Source organism: Candidatus Lernaella stagnicola (assembly GCA_030765525.1).
Classification (GTDB): Bacteria; Lernaellota; Lernaellaia; order Lernaellales; family Lernaellaceae; genus Lernaella; species Lernaella stagnicola.
This window is the reverse complement of record JAVCCK010000029.1, coordinates 1-20,223: the sequence shown is the minus strand read 5'-3', so window position 1 is coordinate 20,223 and position 20,223 is coordinate 1. Positions and strand designations below refer to the sequence as shown.

Sequence of the window (20,223 nt, the reverse complement as noted above, 5' to 3'; positions counted from 1 at the left end):
GGGAGTCCGATGACCACGTTCGTTTCCAGCCACCGCCGCTTGGTGGCCCTGCTGACGGTACTGATCGCGGTGGCGTTCGTTTTTTCTTTTGTGGCTTGCGACAAGAAGACCGTCGATAAGAAAAGCGTCGACGCCGAAAAGAAGAAGCCCAAGAAGAGACTGACCGCCAAGGAGAAATACAAGAAAAGCTCGCGCGAACGGCGCCATCCGGTCGATTACGACACCTTGCCCCGTGATTTGGAAGGTTTCGTCAAAGGCGTCAAGGAGAAAATGCGCTGGCAGAAGCGCAGCCGTTATCTCAAAGATGCGTATCCGCCCGCCGAAACCACCGATGTGCGCGAATACCTCGACCTCGAGATGGACCAGAAGCTGCTGGGAAAAAGCTTCGCCGCCGGAACCGGCTTCTTGCTGCGCAATCAGAAACCGGAAGGCAACTTCGGCTACATGTACGACTGGCTGAAGAAGGAATGGGTCAATGACGACAACCAGGTGCGGCAGGCCGGCGCTTTGTGGGGCGTGGCGCTCTGCAACCGTTGGGACCCGCAGCCGAAGTCGAAAGCGGCGCTAAAAAAAGGCTTGAAGTTCTGGTTCGATCAAACGATCCCCGGCCCCGAAGGCACGTTGACGGTTAAGTATCAGGCCGAAAACAACACGCAATCGGGAACCGTCGCGCTCGTCGCGCTTACCATCATTGAATACCTGACCACGGATACGAAGTTGCCCGCCGCCGAAAAGAAAGATCTCGAAGACAAGCTCAAGGGCTACCTCGACTTTCTGGTGTGGATGCAACTCGATGACGGATTGGTCGCCAAATACTACCGGGTTTCCTCGGGCACCAAGGCCACGAAATCCAGCCCCTACTTCGACGGTGAAAGCCTGTTGGCACTCTCGAAAGCGGCCAATCGCCTCGGCTACACGCAGTACGTGCCGACCATCGAGCGCCTGGCCCGCGCGGGAGCCGAGCGGTACTTGGTCAAAGCCTTCACCGACCGTGACGACAAGAACATCTCGAAGGGCTTCTACCAGTGGAGCAGCATGTCCTACGCCGAGTATTACTTCGCGGGCTGGAAGGATAAGGAAGTCTTCGCCGACGTCACGCTCATCCTGGCCTACTGGATGTCGCACGTCCACGAAACGCTCAAGCGCGGCCGCAACCATGCCTATGCCATCGAGGGCTTGATCAGCGCGTACCGCATCGCCAAAGCGCGCAATGATACGGCAGCGCTGGTGGATTTGCTTTACGTGATCGATCGCTCGTTGTCGAAGCTCACGAGTTGGCAAATTGCCGGTCCGCTGGTGGACCGCAACAAGTTCCTGAGCGAAAATCCGACGGACGACCCGGTGGCGCAGGGTGGTATCATGAACGCCAAACGCGCGTATCCGGACAAGCCGCAGAGCCGCGGCGACACGCAACACGAACTGCGCATCGATGTCACGCAGCACCAAATGCACGCCGTGACGCTGGCGCTTGAGCACGTGTACACCGCCGAGAAATACTAGTCGGCCATATCCTCGCAGCGACGAAAGCCCGCGCCTTCCGCGCGGGCTTTTTTGTTTGACATCTCCAGAATACACTGGTAGACGGGTTAACATATTTACCAGACACAAGAACGGCCATGGTCAACTTTGTTGTTCCCGGGTCCCATACTCGGGCGGAAAAAGACCGTTTGACATGTGTTAATCCAGGAGTTAACTTCCCCGTGTCAAGGCAAGAAGCTAAACTTGTTGCGAAAGGCAAACAACTGAATGTGGAATATGTCCCGAGCGAAAACGGGCGGTACCTCGCTTGGGAATTCATGGAGGAATTGCGAAATAGCAAAGACGGCGAGCGGCACGCGGCGACGTTGGATCGGTTGTTTCAGCGTTTAGCCGACTTTGGGGTTATTGAAAATCGACAGAAATTCAAAAAGGTCCAGGGAGCGTTTTGGGAGTTCAAGAAATTCCAATGTCGTGTACTTGGATTCTTTGGGGGCAGAAGCGGTAGACGCCGCTTCTGGCTGACAAACGCCTGCAAGAAAAAACAGGGGAAGATACGGCCCGAAGAGATAAAACGCGCAGAAAGAATACGAGACGCTTGGTTGAGCGGTTAGGAGGCGAAAAATGGCGCGTGAATCCGAAATTGAAATAAGGATGAAAGATCCTGATTACGCCAAACTTTACTTCGAGGAGGGGCTCGTCATTGACGTGCTGGAAGAGATTTGCGCCTTGATGAAGAAAAAAAACATCTCCCGTGCCGAATTGGCCGGGCGCCTCAACACGACCCGCGCGAATGTGACGCAAATGCTCAACGGTCGGAATGTTCAGTTGCGAACTCTCGCCGGGGTCGTATACGCCCTTGAAGGAGACATCCAAATCCGAGTCAAGGAACGCCGGGCAACTCCCGTAGGCGATCACAACCCAATGGGAGAAATCGTTCAGCTTCAACATTGGGCGGCGGGGCCTTCGCGGATGGAAGTTTTCGTACATTGTCAACCGGAACCGAATCGAGGCGAGGCCGGCGATTTCGAGAGTCGAAAGGTCGCGGGATGAAACAAGAACCGTTATGGCGCGTCGTTATTCTCAAGAAAATCCACTTAGCTGAATTGTCCGGCCACACGACCTGGGATGAACAGTCGCTGCCGGAGGATCCGCCGCAACTGAAGCTCGACATTCAGCCGAAGGTGCTACGCCACGTAAAAGAACATGAATTGGAAATCTTTATTACGTTCACCATCAAACCGATCGATGAAAATCTCGACGTTTTCGCAATCTCGGCCACGTATCGACTGGTTTACACGTATCCCGACGATTACGACCCGAAAAAGAAAGAAATCGACGATTTCGCGAACCACAACGCGCCCTTCAACGTTTGGCCTTTTTGGCGCGAATTGTTTCATTCAATTACCGGGCGGATGGATATTCCCTTCCCTCCATTGCCCTTATATCGCGTGCCTGTCGGCGACGAAGGCGTCGGCAAAAAGAAAACCAAGGCGACAACAACGAAGCGAATTGCCTCGCCGGGTCGTTCAAAGAAAAAGGTCGTGAAGAAAAGCCCGAAGAAAAGTTCAAAATAGAACTCCGTTAGCTTCGTAACCAAGTGCCCCGACCGCCACGAATGATATCTGCATACCGAGCGCTTGAACGCTACGAACGCATTCGATATGGTTTGAGCGATCGTTCAAGAAAGTCGCGCGGGGGGACGATGAAAACAAAGCTGCTCATGTGGCTGATCGTGGCGGCGCTGCTGACGGCGGCGGTGTCGGCCGGCGCAACCCCGCCGAAAATCAACGTCCTTTCCCTCGGCGACAGTTGGGCGACCCAGTGGTGCGAAGACATGGAATGGGTCATTCGCCTGCACGGCGTGCCGGTGGAGGTGTGGGACAAGGGCCTCTACGGCACGACTTCGACGATATGGGCGACCCCGGGAGCGATGCTCGACGTTTTGCTCACGATGTTGGATCACCCCGAGATCGAATGGACGGTCGTGAGCATGGGCGGCAACGACCTGTTGGACGGCTACCTGATCGGCGGTTACGGCGAGGAAGTGTTCCCGATCATCGAAGAAAGCGTGCGGGTGGTGATCGACCAAATCCTGACCCTGCGCCCCGACATGAAGATCACGTACAACGGCTACGATTTCCCGAATTTCGAGCATAGCCTCGACTGCGTTCTGCAGGGGCAGCTATACCTGGGCGGCAACACGTACACGCAGAATTTACTCGTGGCGCGGCTGGCCGAATTGGCCGACGCCATCGCCGCCGACTACCCGCAAGTCACCGCGGTCGACTTGATCGGCACCCTTCAGGAAGCGGGCGGCACGCCCTTTGCGCCGAACTATTACCGGCCTTCACCCGGAACCTTCTACCCCGACGACAGCGAGTGCATTCACCCCCGCGACGGCGGCTATTGGCATTTGATGCAGCGACTGTACGACGGTTTTTTTGAGCCGCTCAACCAGCCCGGCGACGATGATGATGATGACGATGACGACAATGACGACAACGACGACAACGACGACAATGACGACGACAATGATAATGACGACAATGACGACGACGATGATAATGACGACAATGACGACGACGATGACGACGACATTGACGATGACGACAGCGACGCCAACGACGGCGACAATCGTGACGACGACGACACAAACGGCGGCGGATGCTTCGGCTAAGTCGCCCCCTGCCCGTGCGTGCTGCCGAGCGAATGCAGATTGCGGCCGGCCCATCGCGTTTGCTATCGTGTCCCGCAATCATGGACCAACAAGATTACGAAGCGAAGCGAGAGCGTGAGAGGGCTTGGTACACCGAGAAGCCCGTTCGGCGGAGCTTTGCGCAGCGCGTGCTGAACCACCCGCTTATCTACCGGCAGGAACGCGTCGAATTCAATTACGTGTTTCCGAAGAGGCAAATGGCACAGATGGTGCGCCGTCACCGCCCGGAGCCGATGGATCGCCTTCTCATCGCCCCCTGCGGCACCGGGGCCGACATGGCTTATCTGGGCGACCTGTCGCGGGAAGCGCACGGGATCGACTTGTCGCCCGAGGCGGTGGCGCAGTGCCCGGCGTCGATGCAGACGCGGGTCGGCGACATTTTGACTTCGGAATATCCCGACGCAACCTTCGACGTGGTGGCCGCGCCGCTGTTTTTCCACCATCTGCTGCGTTTCGGTTTCGACCGCTTCCTCTACGAGTTTTATCGCGTGCTGAAGCCGGGCGGCGGTTTGGTGATTCTCGAGCCGTCGCTTTATTATCCGCTGAATTTGATTACCCGGCCGGTGAAGCACGTGTTCGGCAATCCGTACGGCGAGGTGGAGGACGAGGGCCCGTTCCGCCCGGCGCTTCTCGAGCGCGCATTGCGGCGGGTCGGTTTTGTCGAGATCGACGTGCGGGCGGCGAGTTTCAGCCACCCGGCTTTCTACATTCCTCTGGCGCGCCTGGTGAACCGGTTGACCCGTTCGCTCCTGGGTGCGTGGCCGATGAAATACTGGGGTTGGCAGTTGGTTTTTTGGGCTGAAAAGCCGAAGTGAGGTGAGTATGCGCAGGAGGCTCGTGATGTTTGTCGGAATGTTGTTTTTCGCCGTGATGCTATCGTGTTCATCCAATCCGCCGGACAACCCTGGTCCGCCGCCGCGGATATCGCCGCCGCGGCAAGCCCAAGCGGCTCCGATTACGCCGCCGCCCGCCGCTCCGACGCCCGCGCCGCTGCCGACCCCGGCCCCGGTGCTTGTTTCCAGCAGCCCCGCCGCGTCGGGCAAGCTGCCGTTTTTGTCGGACCTGACACCCTACGAGGCTGAGATCGTCACGGCGGTGAAGGCGGGCGCCGATGCCGACAATCTGCTGCGCCTGGCGATCATCATGAGCGCGAAAGCGCGCGACGAAGCGAGCGCCCAGCCGTTGATCGACAAGTTCGAAAGCTTCATCACCGCCACGCGCCCCAAAGTGAAAGCCGAGCAGGACATTTGGAAAAAGGGGTTTGTGCTGTACGAGGAATTTGAGCGCGTGCTGCTCCAAAACGAGCGTCGCAACGGGGGGGCGACCAACTATCAAGCGGGCGACCCTCGCGTTGATACGCTGCTGCGCGAAGGCAAATACAACTGCTACAGCTCGGCGGTCGTTTACGGTTTGGCGGCGCGGCGCTTCGGCTTCGAAGTGCAAGGCGTGACGATGAACAAACACGCCTTCGTGCAGATATCCGAATCCGGCGGCCGTGAGGCGGTGGAAGTCGAAACCACCAACTACGGCGGTTACGGCGAAAAGCACGACGAAGAGTTCTACCGCAAGAAGACGACCGGTTTGACCTTCGCCGACTACCAGAAGCGGGAAGTCATGCCCTTCGAGCGCTTCGTCACAATGGCGCATATGATCCTCAACGACGACGCCTACAAGCTGCCGGAGGCGGACGACCTGCGGGTTACGGAAATCGCGGGTTATTTGGATCCGGCGATGGAAACGCAACTGGCGCGACTGCGCGATTGGTATCGGGTGTGTTCGCGTTCGGTTCACGCCGACCGTTTCGCCGAGGCGTTGCGGCAATTCGACCGCATCGGAACCGAATTGCTGGCCGTGTACGCACACAAAACGTCAAACCGGGAACTCAATAAAACCGCGGCGTGGATGTTCACCGTGTGGGCGCTCGCGATCGCCAACGCCAGGCCGGATCGCGAGGTGCTGAAGTTGTGCAACATCGCCACGCAACTGGTTGACCCAAGCGACGAAGATTTCGGCGACATCAACAACAACGCCACGCTCGCGCTGCAGAAGCTGGCCCGTTACCAATTGGATCGCGGTGAAATCGAGGAAGCAAGCACAACGACCGGCACGGCGCTGAACATCATTCGACAAGAGGACCTACGCGATCAAATGCGTGAGTTCTTCTACGTGACGCTCGGGAAAAAGCACTTCGACGCGAAGGAATGGGAGAAGGCGATCAGCGCGTACGCGCAGTGCAAGGACATCGTCAGCAAAAACGGGCAGCGGCAGTGCCTCGACGCCATGGAGACGGCGTTCTTGAACTACGGTATCGACTTGATGAATCAAGGCAACTTCGACGCGGCAGCCCAGGTATTTCAAAAGTGCCTCGAAACCGACAGCCGTTGCGAGCGTTGTCGGGAGTACCTGGACAAAGCGCGGAAACACGGAACACGCGGCTGAAAAAACGCCCCGCCGACGCCGGAGCGCCAGCGGGGCTTCATAAAAACATTGGCGACCCCAGTGGGATTCGAACCCGCGTTGCCGGCGTGAAAGGCCGGTGTCCTGACCAGACTAGACGATGGGGTCTCGTAATATCAACGTCGCGTGTCGTGTTTCCGCGACCCGCGGATTGAGTCGTCAGGGACTCGAACCCTGGGCCTACGGATTAAAAGTCCGTTGCTCTACCAACTGAGCTAACGACTCAACAGGGACCGGGATTCAAGCAAATTGCCTCTACCTTGTCAAGGGTTTTTTCGCCGGTCTTTCTGCGGTGATCGGGTCGCAAGGCCAAGTTTTTTCATGGTTGGACTTTCCGCCCATTCGGCCTTGTGCTAATTTTTTACTAACGCATTTCACAAACCTTGGAGGCAACCGTGGGTGGCCAAACAATCGACGCTCGGCGGGTGTTGATCGAAGCCGTACACCGCGAGCAATCGGCGCACGAACTGTATGCGCTCCTGGCTGATACGATTCCCAACCGTGAAGGCGCGAAAACCTTCGCCGCACTGGCCAAGGACGAGGCCGATCACCGCCGACTGCTCGAAGCGTGGTGGCGGCAGCGCTACGCCGATCCCTTCCCCTTCGATTCCGCGCTGGTCGCCTCGCGTGAGGTGACGGTCGATAATCGCACCGGCGCGCTGGAGGCGCTGGCGATCGCGCTGGAATACGAGGAAAAAGCGGCCCGTTCGTACGAAGCATTGGCGGCGGCCACCGACAACTCCGAACTGCGTCGCCTATGTACGGATATTGCAGCCCAGGAGTGGGGACATTTCGAAACGCTGGAAGCTGAAATCAACGCACTGACCGGCGATTTCTACTGGTATGATGTGGGACGCGCCGGTCACGTCGAAGACTGAAAAGCCCGAAGGAGTCTTTCATGCCGAAGTTGTACGCCGGACTCACCGTAATCGAAATTCTGGGCCTGGCCATCAAAAAAGAGGCCGATGCCGCGCGGTTTTATCGCCACGTCGCCGACCACATTCCCAACCCGATCATCAAGAGCCGCTTTTTGGCGCTGGCCAAGGATGAGCGCCAACACAAGGGGTTGCTGCTGGCCGAGTACAAACGGCTGACCGGCGGGGATCACGCGCCGACGCCTCCTAAGGATTTTCCCAAAGACAAGAATTACGACTTCGGCAAGTTCAGCATCGAGCAGGCGTTGAAATTCGCCATCGCGGCGGAACGAGACGCGCAGAAGATGTACGCCGCCGCCGCCAAGGGGAGCACGGATCCGCGCGGCAAGCAGTTTTTGGACTACCTCGTTGAATTCGAAAAAGGACACGAGCGTCAACTGCGTCAGGAACTCGATTTCTATAAGAAGGCACCGCTTTGGTTCGAAGAGGTCGACGATTTGATCCATATGGGTCCATGAACATCGCCGAGGCGAGCGGGGCGGCCACTTCACGAGATGACAATAGGAGATAAGCGAAATGAAATTCAGCGCGGTGGAAATCTGTAAAATCGGGGTCGAGGTCGAGCGCAACGGGTATCGCTTCTATACGATGGCTCAGAAGAAAACGGATTCGGAAGACCTTGCCAAGTTGTTCGGCGAACTGGCCCAAGCCGAGCAGATGCACGAACGCACGTACAAGCAAATTCTCGAACGACTCGAGCTCGCCGAGGGAGGCGAGGAAGATTGCTGCTTCGACCAAGAATACTCGACCTACCTGCAGGCGCTGGCCAACAGCCGGGTCTTCACGGCTCAGCGCACAGTGGAAAAAGTGCTGGAGGGCATCGAATCGCCGGAGGATCTCGTTTTCACGGCCATGGGGTTTGAGAAGGACGCCATCTTGTGGCTTTCGGAAATGCGCAATTGGGTGGAAGAGACCGAGAAGCCGATCATCGACGAGTTCATCGCATACGAGAAGGAACATTTGTCGTTCCTGCAACGAGTGCTGGCCACGCTGGATAAAAAATAGTCTTCGCTGAGGGAGCAAGAAATGGGAGAGAAAACGCAAGCCGGATTGAAAAAAGCGTTCCAGGGTGAGGCAGAAGCTCACTTTCGTAATCTGGCGTTCGCCGGGCAGGCGGAAAAAGACGGTTACCCGCAGATCGCGCACATGTTCCGCGCCATCGCCGAGGCCGAAGCGGTCCACTGCCGCAACGCCCTGCGCCTGCGCGGCATCGTCAAAGATACCGAATCCAACCTGCAGGCCGCTTTCGAACACGAATTGGCCGCGAAAAACGAGCACTATCCCCAACTGATCAAGGTCGCCGAGGAAGAAGGCGAGCGCCCCGCCGCGCTGATTTTCTCCCGCACGAAAGACGTCGAGGAACTCCACGCGAGCATTTATAAGAAGGCCCTCGACCATCTGATGGAAGAACGCGAGACGGAGTATTATGTTTGCAGCGTATGCGGTTGGATCGCCGACAGCCAGATTCCGGACGAGTGTCCGATCTGCCAGGCACCGCCGGAAAAATTTGACGAGGTAAAATAATGGACGTTCAAAAGCTACTCGCCACGATCAAAACGATGCCGCTGGGCGAGGTGTACGCCTTCGCGATCGAACGCGAACGCGACGCGCAAACGTTTTACCAAGAAGCCGCGGAAGTCGTGACCAATCCCGGCGCTAGGACCCTGCTGGCCGACCTGTACGAAGAGGAAGTCGACCACGAACGCATCCTGACCGAAGCGCGCGAGGGCGGGCAGGTCGAACTCGTCGGCAAGCCACGGGGCTTCGTCGAACTGGGACTGGCCGAGATGATGCCGGATGTGAAAGTGCTGCCGCAAAGCACGGTGCAGGACATCCTGATTCGGGCCATCAAGAAAGAGGCGTTTGCCGTCGAGTTTTACAAGGCCGCCACCGCACAGACCGACGACGAGACGGCCAAGAAGCTTTTCGCGCGCCTCGTTGAGGAAGAGACCCAACACAAGGCGATGCTCGAAACCTGGTACGACGACCATATTCTGCGGGACAACTAACGGCGAGCCGCCGATACCCTTCCCGCGCCGTCAATACATTCCGTCCGGCTACTCCGTCCAATTGAAGTAGTTGTGCCAGAGCACATCGGCGCCGACATGCAGAAAGTGCACGGTGCCCGAGGGCGTCTCAAACACAAGCGGCTGGTACGAGTTGTGCGACAGAAAGATCGAATACCGCTCCCACGCGCCGTACCGATTGGTGACTAGGTAGATCCCCTGCCCGTACGTTTCGCCGTGGTAGGTAATGACGAACGCACCCGATGGCTCGCGCCATACGCTGAGCGGCGCGCTATTGTCGGAAGTGGCGTAGACATCCTCGATCATCCATTCGCCGCCGGCCTTCGTCGCATGCCGCAACGTATCCGACACCTCTGCAAAGTAGAACGCGTGCAACGTGCCGTCCGGCGCGATGATCAGGCGATTGCTCTTGCCGGCCAACAGTTCATCATCGACGATTTCGGTCGTCCACGAATTGCCGTTGCCCGCCGCGTGGAACAGCGCGTAATCCCAATACAGTACGTGCAGAGTGCCCGCCGCGTCCTGGCCGATCGACAAGTCGCCGCCCGCCAGTCCGTCGATGATGCGACGGCGCCATGAGCCGGTGGAATTGCCCGCGTAACGAACGTGCTCGTTGGCGGCGTCAGTGTACGCGATGTGCACGTTGCCGTCGCCATCGACCAACAGGGCGGAATCGATCCCGCCCCAGGGTTCAATCAATTCCGTAGACCAGACGCCGTCCTCGTAGCGCCCGTAGTAAAGCGCGTCCTCGTCGACCTCATAGAACGTGGCATGCACCCCTCCCTCGGCGTCAAAAGCCAACGCGTTCGCGCCGCTGGTATCGGCCCCGACGGAGGCGACGGGCGTGCTCGTCCATTGCCCGCCCCGATTGGTGGCGTGCGTCAACTCCCACTCCGGTTTCTTGTAGTAGAGCGCGTGTATCTCCTCCACGCCGTCGAAACCCATGGCCACCGGCAGCGATCTTTCGACCATCCCGCTCTCATCGAGCGCCGCGAATCGCCAGTCGCCGCCGGCGTCGTCGGCGTAACGGAGATTGTGCGCCAAGCTGTCGAAGTAGCTGACGTACCAATGCCCGTCGTATTCGAGGTTCGCGCGGTTGCCTCCGTGGTCGGGGTCGATCGTTTCGTAGGCCCACGTACCGTCGGTCTTTGTGGCGAAGGTCAAATGGTCGGTCTCGTTGAAGGCAATGACCGGCCGGCCCGCGCCGTCCAGCGCAATCGCCGGGTCCGGATCCCGGTAATAGCCGAGTGATGTTGTTATCCAGGACCCGGTCGCATTGGTGCCGTAGCGGATAGTCGGCAGGCCGGAGCCGTAAATCCAGCCATACGTCACGTGAGCGAAACCGGCGGAGTCCACCACGATGCCGCCCGGCGTAAAAGAGTAACCGGCACCGGACGTGCTGAGCGCTGTGGACTGCCAGGCGCCGCTTTTGTTCGTCGCGTAGTACAAGTAGCCGTAGACCTTTTTGTCGACCACGGCGTGTAAATAACCGGTGGCGTCGATTGCCAGAGCCGTCCAGGTGGCCTCGGTTCCGAGAACCGACTCCCACACCCACTCCCCACTCGCGTTGGTGCCGTGTTTGATGTCCCTGCCGCTGACGTCGTATTGAATGACGTGCGGTCCGCCGGTCGAGTCGACGACGATCGACGGCGCGCGGCCGACATCGCCCTCGGAAAGCAGCACCTGGCTGGACCAGACGCCGTCCTGTCGCTTGCGATATACGAGGTCTTCTTCGACTCCGTCATAGTGGATCAAGTGAATCACGTTGTTCGTATCGCAGACCGCGTCGAATTCCGGCGCGTTGAAAGCGATTAACTCTTCGTCGCCCGGCGCGCCGTCGACCGGATACCAGTACAGGAACGAGCCGCGGTTCGCAAACACCGAAGTTTCACCGTTGGGGCACCGCACCAGCCGGGTTTCCAATTCGCCTGGGCTGCCGCCATCGATTTCCTGGAAAGTGACCAGACCGATTTCGTCGCTTTGCCCGGCGAGCGCGAATTCGGCCGCCCTTGCGGGATCACTGTCGGTCGTCGCGACCGGCTCCGGGTCGAGAGCGGCGGCGCCCCCCGCGGCGCCTGCCTGGTCGAGGTCACCCGCGACGCCCAGTGTCTCTTGTTCCCTCACTTCGTCATCCGGCGATCCCGGGTTGTTCGCCGCGTCGCCCGCGTTTCCTGCAGGGAAACGCGCGTGCCAGACCGCGTTATATGCGATGTAGACGGCATAGACGTAACCGGCGGTGTCTATCGCCACGTCGACCGTCCCGACTGCCACCGCGTCAATGTCGGTCAACTGCCACTCGCCGCCGCTTTCATACGCATAACGCAGACCTGTCATGTTGGTGTCGTCATCAAACGTTTGATAGACCAAGTGCGGCGCGCCGTTCGGTCCTCGTGTCGCGGCGAGGGAATAGTTTACCGCCCCGCCAACGTCTACGGCTCCGTATTGCCACCCGAGGTTGGTCTTCCGCGACTCATATAAACCGCCGTTCGAATAGCTGGTATTGAAGACGCGCGGTTGGCCGTCTTCGTCGATTATCAGGTCGACATCGCCGCCCGTCGCGTGGGGCGTCAGTGGCTGCGTCGACCAATTCCACCAGTTGCGCACGCCGTGATACAGATTGTAGCTGGTTTCCATGTATGCCACGTGCGGCCGGCCCAACCAATCGATGGCGATCGCGCACCCGACGCCCGCGTAATACGACGTGTCGTAGGATTCCACTACCCATTCATCGCCGTTGAGCCGGGCGTATTTGAAATATTCCGGGTAATCATCGACGAAGGTCAAGTTCGGCTGATCCTGCCCGTCCAACGCAAGGGCGATGTTGTAGCCCGAATCAGTATTGTCGGGCTCCACTCTTTGAATGTCCCACACGCCCGCGTCGCGCCGCGCGTAGCTGGCGTAATTTTGCGAGTAGCTGATTCCCTCCTGGAAGGCGACATGCGGTCGACCGCCCGAGTCCAGGACGATCGCGTGATACCGCCCGCCGGAATTGACCAGGTTGACGATCTCCATCTCCCACGCGCCGGACCGGCCGCGCGCGTAGTTTAATGAATTGGTGCCGTAGTCGTAGAAAAGCACGTGCGAATATCCCTCGGAATCGACCGCGACGCTCACATCGCTCTCGACATACCCGCCGGGATCGAGAACCACCATCGGCCACGACGGCCCGCTCCGCGTAAACCCATAGAGCGTACCGGAAAGCGAAAACGTCGCGGCAATGAACGGGTCGCCGTCGATTTCGAGACCGATTTCCACAGCGCGACCGTAATCGTTGACAATGAATTCCGACGTCCATTCGCCGCCCCGGTCGCTCGCGTAATACAAAGACCCGCTCATCGCGTATGCGACGTGGGCGACGCCGTCCGGACCGATCCTCAGCGCGCGAGGGCCGACCGCGTTGCTTGCGTTTAAAACGTTGTCGATTTGCCAGCCCATTCCGAATCGCCTGATGTCGTATGCTTGGTGGTCGTCGGCGCAGAACAACCGCGGCCGGTTGGCGTTGTCGACGGCAAGCGCGCAGCCTCCGCTGGCTGAGTCGATCGGCACGAGTTGGCCGATCCATTTGCCGAACACATTGTTGGCGTATTTAAGCCGGCCATTGCGAAAGAACAGGAAATGGATGCGTCCTTTCGCATCGAGCGCAAACCAATGCGGGCCGGGGATTTCGTTGGTCGTGACCAGCGTCTGCATCGACCAAGCGCCGCCACGCTTGACGGCGTATTCGATCCGCCGCAACGAGGGCCCCACGTAATATTGATAGCCGATATGAACGGCGCCTTTGTCGTCAACGCCGATCGCGAATCCGTAGGAATAGACGTCTTCCACCGGCAGTTCTTCGGCCACCCATTGGCCCGACCGGTTCGTCGCGTAAACCAAGCGGGAGTTGCGGTCGTCGATATAGGCCGCGTGAACGGCCCCCGTGACGTCCAAGGCGGCGGTAACGACGTATACGGAGCCGAAAGCTTCGGTCTCCACGAAACCGCCGCTGGGGACCTGCCAACGATGCACTAGGCGGCCGGCCCGCGCGTAAACCAGGTGCCAAAACCCGCGCCGGTCGCGCAGCAGCGAGAAACCCAGGTACCCGGGAATACCCCCGGCGATACGCTCGATTTCAATTCCTTTCGCTTCCGCACCGGTTGCCGCCGTGATGCGTCGCACGGGTTCAATCGGCACCGGCGGGCCGACGTCCAGGTCGAAAACCTCGTCGGTCTCGATGATCATAAATTCGTTTTGGGGAGTTGCGGTTTCCTCATCCGGCGTTGCACAGCCGTAGGCGAAGCTTAAAAAAAGCCCCACCAAGACAACAGAGAAACCGCCCCAGATATGCCGCGAAAGGAAGCTGAACATGGCTTCACCCTTCTCGGCCTGCGTAAATTGACAACTACATGAAAAATTCAGGACCTGCAACTTATTGAACGTACGAAATCGTGACATATAAATCAAGGCTTTTCGCGCGGCTTGTCGAGAAAGAGACCCAACACAAGGCTATGCTCGAAACCTGGTACGATGACCATATCCTGCGGGATAATTAGGACGGCAATCACATTTGGTTTTTCCGGCTGCCTGACAAAACGATAACATATTGTTATTATATATGTTTTCTCTTTTCCTTACCCGCGTTCCAGGTTTTTTTTCGCCTCCTTTTGATTAGACGCAGAAAAAGCGTCGCTTTTCCTTGACACACTCTTATTAGAGTGTTAGACTCCAATAGTGCTCGATCTGGAGTGCTGTGAGGCCCACAACGGGCCTTTCGCTATTCGTAGCCGAATCGGCTCGTTTTTGGAGCGAAAAGGAGCAAGCGGTGGACAAGGTCACAATCAAAATTCCGCGGCAATTATACGATAAAATTCAGATACTTATCGATGACTCGGGGTTTTCGAGTGCCACGGAATTCATCGTGTATGTGCTGCGCGATCTAGTCAGCGAGCAGCTCGCCCGCCGGGGCGCGGCCAAGCCGAAAAGCGAGGCATCCCCCGAAATCGGCAAGAGCGAAGAGCACGAATTGACCACGGACGAAATATCCGCCATCCGGCAACGACTCAAGAATCTCGGTTATCTGTAACTTTCATTGAAATATTGGGCACTTGCAGACCGTGCCCGCGATCGCCAAGGAGACGAACATGATCGAACCACACGGCGGAAAACTCGTCAATCTATTCGTGGAAGGCACCGAACGCGACGCGCTGCTGCAAAAGGCCGCAGGCCTCGAGAAAATCCGTGTCAACGAACGTGAACTGGCTGATATCGAAATGCTTTCCTGCGGCGCGATGAGCCCGCTGGAAGGATTCATGACTCAGGCGGACTATCAATCCGTGGTCGAAAACATGCGCCTGGCCAGCGGCTTTGTGTGGCCGCTGCCGATCACGATGGCCGTCAAACCCGGCGACGAGCGCACCTTCGAGGTGGGCCAGCAGGTCTCCCTGGTGGACGAAAACGACCGCGTGCTGGCCGTGATGGACATCGAGGACATCTACCAGCCCGACAAGATGCACGAAGCGAAGAAGGTCTACTTGACCGACGATCCTGCCCACCCCTCGGTGGCCTATCTGCAAGCTTATGGCGACACCTACCTGGGCGGCAAAATCCAAGCCGTGGACGAGGTGGAGCACGCGGAGTTTCACGAATACCGGCTCAAACCGGCCGAAACCCGTCAGCTTTTCGCGGATAAGGGCTGGAAGACGGTGGTGGCGTTCCAGACGCGCAACCCGATCCATCGCGCCCACGAGTACCTGCAGAAATGCGCGCTGGAGCAGACCGACGGCCTGCTGATTCACCCGCTGATGGGCGCCACGAAAAAGGGCGACATTCCCGGCGACGTGCGTTTCGCTTGTTACAACGCCCTGACCGAGGGCTACTACAACATGGATCGCGTGGCGATTACGATTTTCCCGGCGGCGATGCGTTACGGCGGCCCGCGGGAGGCGATCTTCCACGCGTTGGTACGCAAGAACTACGGCTGCACGCACTTGATCGTCGGCCGCGACCACGCCGGCGTGGGCTCCTACTACGGCACCTACGACGCGCAGAACATCTTCTCGGAATTCACGCCGGAAGAAATCGGCCTGACGCCGATGATGTACGAGCACTCCTTCTTCTGCACCGAATGCGGCAACATGGCCAGCAGTAAGACCTGCCCGCACGGCAACGATGCCCATGTGTTCTTATCCGGCACGAAGGTTCGCGAGATGCTGGCGCAGGGTCAGCGTCCGCCCGCGGAGTTTACCCGCCCGGAAGTGGCGGATATTTTGATGAAATTCTACCAAAGCGAACAGGACTTCTAGGGAGCCGACTATGAAAAAAATGGTTGTCATCGGTTTGGACTGCGCGGCGCCTCGGTTGGTGTTCGACCAGTTCAAGGACATCATGCCCCACACGTGGAGCATCATCAGCCGCGGGATTCACGGGCCGCTGCGCAGCACCGATCCGCCGATCACCGTGCCGGCCTGGACGTCGATGATGTCCAGCAAGGACGCGGGCCAGCTCGGCGTGTACGGTTTTCGCAACCGGGCCGATTACTCCTACAAAGGGCTGTATTTCGCCAACAACGACGCAATCAAGGTAAAGCGCGTCTGGAATTATCTGTCACGCAAGCGGATCAATTCGTTCATTCTGGGCGTGCCGCAAACCTACCCGCCCAAACCGTTGCGCGGCACGCTGGTGGCGAGCTTTCTCACGCCGTCCAAGGATGTGCAGTGGACCTACCCGCCTGAGGCGGCGGCGCAAATCGACGCGTGGGCGGGTGGCGACTACATCATCGACGTGAAGAATTTCCGCACCGACAACAAGGATTCGCTGCTGGAGCAGTTGTATGAAATGACCAAGCGTCGTTTCCAAGTGTTCGGCGAGGCGATTCGGCAGGACGAGCACGAATTCTACATGATGGTCGAGATGGGCGTGGACCGCATCCATCACGCGTTCTGGCGCTATCACGATCCGGAACACCGCTTGTATGAGCCGAACCACAAGTACGAACACGCGATTCGCGACTACTACAAGTATCTCGACGACCGCATCGGCGAGTTGCTGGAAGTGATCTCCGAGGACACGGCGATCCTGATCGTCTCCGACCACGGCGCCAAGGGCATGCACGGCGCGATCTGCGTCAACGAGTGGCTGATCCAGAAGGGGTACCTCACGTTGCTGACCACCCCGGAGTCACCGCAGCGCCTGAAGATGGACATGATCGACTGGTCCAAAACCAAGGTGTGGGGCGAAGGCGGCTATTACAGCCGCGTGTTCTTCAACGTGCAGGGTCGCGAGCCTGAGGGCATCATTCCGCCCGAGGAATACGACGCCTTCCGCGACGAAGTACAGCGCGAGCTCGAGGCGATCGAGGACGAGAACGGCGTCAACATCGACACCAAGGTGTTGCGGCCGGAGCAGATCTACCGCGAGGTGAAAAACATCGCGCCGGATTTGATCGTCTACTTCGGCGACCTGAACTGGCGCAGCGCGGCGCAGGTCGGCACGGGTCAGGTGCACATTTTCGAGAACGACACCGGGCCCGACGACGCCAACCACGATTACAACGGTATCATCTCGCTGACCCTACCCGAGGGGAAGGCGCAGGAAGCGGAACAGTACTCGATTTACGATGTCGCGCCGACGATTCTCGAATACTTCGGTCTCGACATTCCCGAAGACATGATTGGCAAAAGCATTCTATAGAAAGGACGAGATACGATGAAGAAAGGTTTCACCCTGTGGTTCACGGGCCTATCGGGCTCGGGCAAGTCGACGCTGGCCGAAATGGTCGAAGAGACGCTGCTGGAACGCGGCATGAACGTTGAAGTGCTCGACGGCGATGTCGTGCGCACCAACCTGTCCAAGGGCCTGGGCTTCTCGAAAGAAGACCGTGACATCAACATCCGCCGCATCGGTTTCGTGTGCAACCTGCTGACGCGCAACGGCGCCGTGGCCATCGCGGCGGCCATCAGCCCCTATCAGAATATTCGCGACGAGAACCGCAAGCTCGTCGGCCGCTTCGTGGAAGTGTACGTCGAATGCGACCTGGACACCTTGGTCGATCGCGACGTGAAAGGCCTCTACAAAAAAGCGCTGTCGGGCGAAATCAAGAACTTCACCGGCGTGAGCGATCCGTACGAAGCCCCGTCAAATCCGGAAGTCGTCGTCAACAGCAATACCCAAACGCCGCAGGAATCGCACGACAAAATCATCCGCACGCTGGAACTGATGGCCTACGTCCCGTCTGAAGACGGCGCCGAATACGACGCGGATCAAGAAGCGGAAATCAAAAAGCGACTCAAAGATCTCGGCTACATCTAAACAAGCCAAGACAAGCACCAATTCCCTTTACCGGCCCGGTCCTCCCCGGGCCGGTTTTTTATGTCCTGCCGCGTCGGACCGGGCGCGCGTGGTGGGCGGATCACGGTTCCTTTTTCGAGAACCTCATCACGTACTGCGACGCGCACGGCCAGTGGCAGGAATTCGAGGAATACACCGACCAGAACATTCGCGCGGCGCTCGCCCCGCTTGCCGATGATTTCGGCGCGTTCATTCTCGAACTGCTCGCCGACAAGTGGCAGGAACGCTTGGACGCGCTGGAGTAGCGGCCGGGCGATTCGTCCCGTCGTTGTGTTTGACTAAGAATCGAATGCTTTTTCACGGCCTCTTGCTAAATAAGATCTCCACGATTTTATGATGCTTTGTTCTCGCGCCAAACAAATCAACCTTCTCTTCTATGTCTGTTGGGTCTCCATCTGTTCTCAAAAAGAAATACCCTCTCGTTAAATTTGGGCAATAATAGGGTGCGTGTTCGTTTTCAGTAACCGGCCTAACAATAACATTTTTCCTTTTCTCGAATTGCGTTGTTTCGTGGCAGAAAAACATATCTTTGCCAATGTCGTAAATGACCGTGAGGTCGCCCATGTATACATCGACCGGGCTTTCTTCGTACCAAGTTCGCTCGCGCATGATCTTTTCCACATCCTCGGCCAAATCGTATCTGAAATCTTTCAATTCCTCGCCGATCTCGCTGACAATTGCCACGCGCGGTTTCATATGTTCGAGCATCATCAACAGGCCGCGTATTCCCAAATGATTTGGATAGAAAAGCAGCCTTCGTTTGCTATCTTCTGCAGTCAACTGCTCGTAGTCGAAATCTTCAAACTCGTATTCCGTCTTGATCGAGCCAATGTGCGGCACGAGCATATCCGGCCGTTGAAACTCTTGGGGATAACGACGATATATTGCGTGCTCCGCTTCCGGACCATGCTGAAGAATGGGATCGCCGTTTTTATCGCGACTTATCTCGCCGTTTTTTTTCCTCGCCGGCGGGAAAAGCCCCGTATCACCGGTAAACACGACGCGTTTTGTTGTTTCGCCAATCTGAAAATTGAAAGCAACGCCAACGGCTAGATCGCTGGTGATAACGTCGTCGTGGTAAGCTGGAAGTACAACGAGTTCGGCCTCCGGTAAGCCGAATAGTTTGATCCGCCTTGGTTCGCCGCATCCATCTCCCGGATTCAACACTTCCACCTGACCGATGTACGAGCTATCACGCAAGGGGAGAAAGCCGCAGAACTTTCGCTCCGCGCCATGGCTCAGATAGACGTGTATCTTCTTGACCGGCTTATCCTGTCTGAGGCATTCCCTATTATATTGGAAAAACAGCCCAAGCAAGGACTCGAAATCCTGCGTATGATCGTTATGAGCGTGGGTAATCACAATGTGATGAATGTCGTGAATGCGGCCGCCCATTTTGCCGAAATTGCTGATGTAATCGTGGCCCGGATCAATCACGATGCCTTGACCCTGAAACCAAATGTAATAGCCGCCCCCGAGGTCGATTTCGTGCATGTCGGGAACGGTTGGCGTAAATGAGTTCCACTGACGCAGATCGAAAAAGATGCAACGGTCGTTTTCTGCGAAACTGCTCTTTGCCGATAAAAATTCCTTAGATCTTCCCTGCTGCTTTTGCATTTGGGTTTTAAAACTTTTTTGCTTTTCCGGCGTGATAATTCGCGGAATCGTGTCAAGAATTCCGTATGCTTCCCCAAGAATCGCCGCCGCCCACTGGGCGGATTGCTCATCGTCGCCTACAATCTCCTTGACCTTGTCGATAACAACTTTTGCCGCCTCTTGGTCGTTTTGCTTTCCTAACGCATAGGCCTTCGCGAGTAGCAGAAGTCCCCGGATTTTTTCGGGTAGATTCTTAAATATTCTATCGTTTTCATTAAATCGATCCGCTCTCTCTACTGCAGCAGCGAAATTCTTTGATTCCACACATGAAAACACAGATTGAACAGCAGATCGGCCGACCAGTTCCAACAACTCCGTGGCCTCGGCCTTCCCAAAGCGCGACACGACTGCATCGTACGCGGCCAGCGCATCCTCGAAACGTTCCTGTGCCTCGAGCAATACGCCTTTGTTGAACAACGCCTTCGCGACCTGAACCAACAACTCCGTGGCCTCGGCCTCCCCAAAGCGCGACACGACTTCGTCGCACGCGGCCAGCGCCTCGTCGAAACGTTCCTGCGCCTTGAACAACACACCTTTGTTGAACAACGCCATCGCGACCGGCTCCAACAACTCCGTGGCCTCGGCCTCCCCAAAGCGCGACACAACCTCGTCGTAGGCGACCAGGGCC

General features: G+C 57.7%; 18 protein-coding genes and 2 tRNA genes. 16 read left to right on the top strand and 4 right to left on the bottom strand.

Annotated elements, in window-relative coordinates; genetic code table 11:
- Nucleotides 1-9: 9 nt before the first annotated feature.
- The 7 genes from P9L99_13745 (at nt 10) to P9L99_13715 (ending at nt 6,634) form a co-directional block, all read left to right on the top strand.
- Nucleotides 10-1,500 carry a hypothetical protein gene (locus P9L99_13745; protein MDP8224421.1) on the top strand — a complete coding sequence of 497 codons (1,491 nt, stop codon included), beginning with the start codon at nt 10-12 and terminating at the stop codon, nt 1,498-1,500.
- 200 nt (nt 1,501-1,700) lie between these two features.
- Nucleotides 1,701-2,090, top strand: coding sequence for a type II toxin-antitoxin system RelE/ParE family toxin (locus P9L99_13740; protein MDP8224420.1), 390 nt, complete (start codon nt 1,701-1,703; stop codon nt 2,088-2,090).
- A 10-nt stretch (nt 2,091-2,100) separates the two neighbouring features.
- Entirely contained in the window at nt 2,101-2,529 is a 429-nt protein-coding gene (locus P9L99_13735; protein MDP8224419.1) for an XRE family transcriptional regulator, read from the top strand.
- On the top strand, nt 2,526-3,053 hold the full coding sequence (locus tag P9L99_13730) for a protein-export chaperone SecB (protein ID MDP8224418.1): 528 nt from the start codon (nt 2,526-2,528) through the stop codon (nt 3,051-3,053). The genes P9L99_13735 and P9L99_13730 overlap by 4 nt, the downstream gene beginning before the upstream one ends.
- Nucleotides 3,054-3,181: 128 nt before the next feature.
- Nucleotides 3,182-4,156 carry a hypothetical protein gene (locus P9L99_13725; protein MDP8224417.1) on the top strand — a complete coding sequence of 325 codons (975 nt, stop codon included), beginning with the start codon at nt 3,182-3,184 and terminating at the stop codon, nt 4,154-4,156.
- Nucleotides 4,157-4,236: 80 nt separating this feature from the next.
- Nucleotides 4,237-5,010: a class I SAM-dependent methyltransferase gene (locus P9L99_13720; protein MDP8224416.1), complete on the top strand. Its 774-nt coding sequence runs from the start codon at nt 4,237-4,239 to the stop codon at nt 5,008-5,010.
- A gap of 25 nt (nt 5,011-5,035) precedes the next feature.
- Nucleotides 5,036-6,634 (top strand): hypothetical protein, encoded by a 1,599-nt coding sequence (locus P9L99_13715; protein ID MDP8224415.1) that lies wholly within the window; start codon nt 5,036-5,038, stop codon nt 6,632-6,634.
- A 49-nt stretch (nt 6,635-6,683) separates the two neighbouring features.
- Here the strand turns inward: P9L99_13715 and P9L99_13710 are convergent.
- Together P9L99_13710 and P9L99_13705 are read right to left on the bottom strand one after the other, a co-directional pair.
- Nucleotides 6,684-6,760, bottom strand: a tRNA-Glu gene (locus tag P9L99_13710).
- A 44-nt stretch (nt 6,761-6,804) separates the two neighbouring features.
- Nucleotides 6,805-6,877, bottom strand: a tRNA-Lys gene (locus tag P9L99_13705).
- Nucleotides 6,878-7,047: 170 nt separating this feature from the next.
- On the opposite strand from P9L99_13705, the gene P9L99_13700 reads away from it, so the two are divergent.
- From P9L99_13700 to P9L99_13680, 5 genes are read left to right on the top strand one after another with little or no spacing between them, the layout of a single operon-like run.
- Nucleotides 7,048-7,530: a ferritin family protein gene (locus tag P9L99_13700; GenBank protein ID MDP8224414.1), complete on the top strand. Its 483-nt coding sequence runs from the start codon at nt 7,048-7,050 to the stop codon at nt 7,528-7,530.
- A 20-nt stretch (nt 7,531-7,550) separates the two neighbouring features.
- Nucleotides 7,551-8,045, top strand: a complete 495-nt coding sequence (locus tag P9L99_13695; GenBank protein MDP8224413.1) for a ferritin family protein — start codon at nt 7,551-7,553, stop codon at nt 8,043-8,045.
- Nucleotides 8,046-8,103: 58 nt separating this feature from the next.
- Nucleotides 8,104-8,592 carry a ferritin family protein gene (locus P9L99_13690; GenBank protein ID MDP8224412.1) on the top strand — a complete coding sequence of 163 codons (489 nt, stop codon included), beginning with the start codon at nt 8,104-8,106 and terminating at the stop codon, nt 8,590-8,592.
- A gap of 21 nt (nt 8,593-8,613) precedes the next feature.
- A complete protein-coding gene (locus P9L99_13685; GenBank protein MDP8224411.1) occupies nt 8,614-9,111 on the top strand; it encodes a rubrerythrin family protein in 498 nt (165 codons plus the stop codon).
- Complete coding sequence (locus P9L99_13680) at nt 9,111-9,596, top strand: ferritin family protein (GenBank protein MDP8224410.1); 486 nt, start codon at nt 9,111-9,113, stop codon at nt 9,594-9,596. The genes P9L99_13685 and P9L99_13680 overlap by 1 nt, the downstream gene beginning before the upstream one ends.
- Nucleotides 9,597-9,644: 48 nt before the next feature.
- Here the strand turns inward: P9L99_13680 and P9L99_13675 are convergent, their stop codons facing one another.
- A complete protein-coding gene (locus tag P9L99_13675) occupies nt 9,645-13,961 on the bottom strand; it encodes a hypothetical protein (GenBank protein MDP8224409.1) in 4,317 nt (1,438 codons plus the stop codon).
- Nucleotides 13,962-14,415: 454 nt separating this feature from the next.
- On the opposite strand from P9L99_13675, the gene P9L99_13670 reads away from it, so the two are divergent.
- From P9L99_13670 to cysC, 4 genes are read left to right on the top strand one after another with little or no spacing between them, the layout of a single operon-like run.
- Nucleotides 14,416-14,676 carry a hypothetical protein gene (locus tag P9L99_13670; GenBank protein MDP8224408.1) on the top strand — a complete coding sequence of 87 codons (261 nt, stop codon included), beginning with the start codon at nt 14,416-14,418 and terminating at the stop codon, nt 14,674-14,676.
- Between the two features lie 58 nt (nt 14,677-14,734).
- Nucleotides 14,735-15,895, top strand: a complete 1,161-nt coding sequence (gene sat / locus P9L99_13665) for a sulfate adenylyltransferase (GenBank protein ID MDP8224407.1) — start codon at nt 14,735-14,737, stop codon at nt 15,893-15,895.
- Between the two features lie 10 nt (nt 15,896-15,905).
- Complete coding sequence (locus tag P9L99_13660) at nt 15,906-17,282, top strand: alkaline phosphatase family protein (protein MDP8224406.1); 1,377 nt, start codon at nt 15,906-15,908, stop codon at nt 17,280-17,282.
- 15 nt (nt 17,283-17,297) lie between these two features.
- A complete protein-coding gene (cysC, locus tag P9L99_13655; protein MDP8224405.1) occupies nt 17,298-17,900 on the top strand; it encodes an adenylyl-sulfate kinase in 603 nt (200 codons plus the stop codon).
- Between the two features lie 336 nt (nt 17,901-18,236).
- Here the strand turns inward: cysC and P9L99_13650 are convergent.
- Nucleotides 18,237-20,223: MBL fold metallo-hydrolase (locus P9L99_13650; protein MDP8224404.1), on the bottom strand; the 1,987-nt coding region annotated here is incomplete at its 5' end.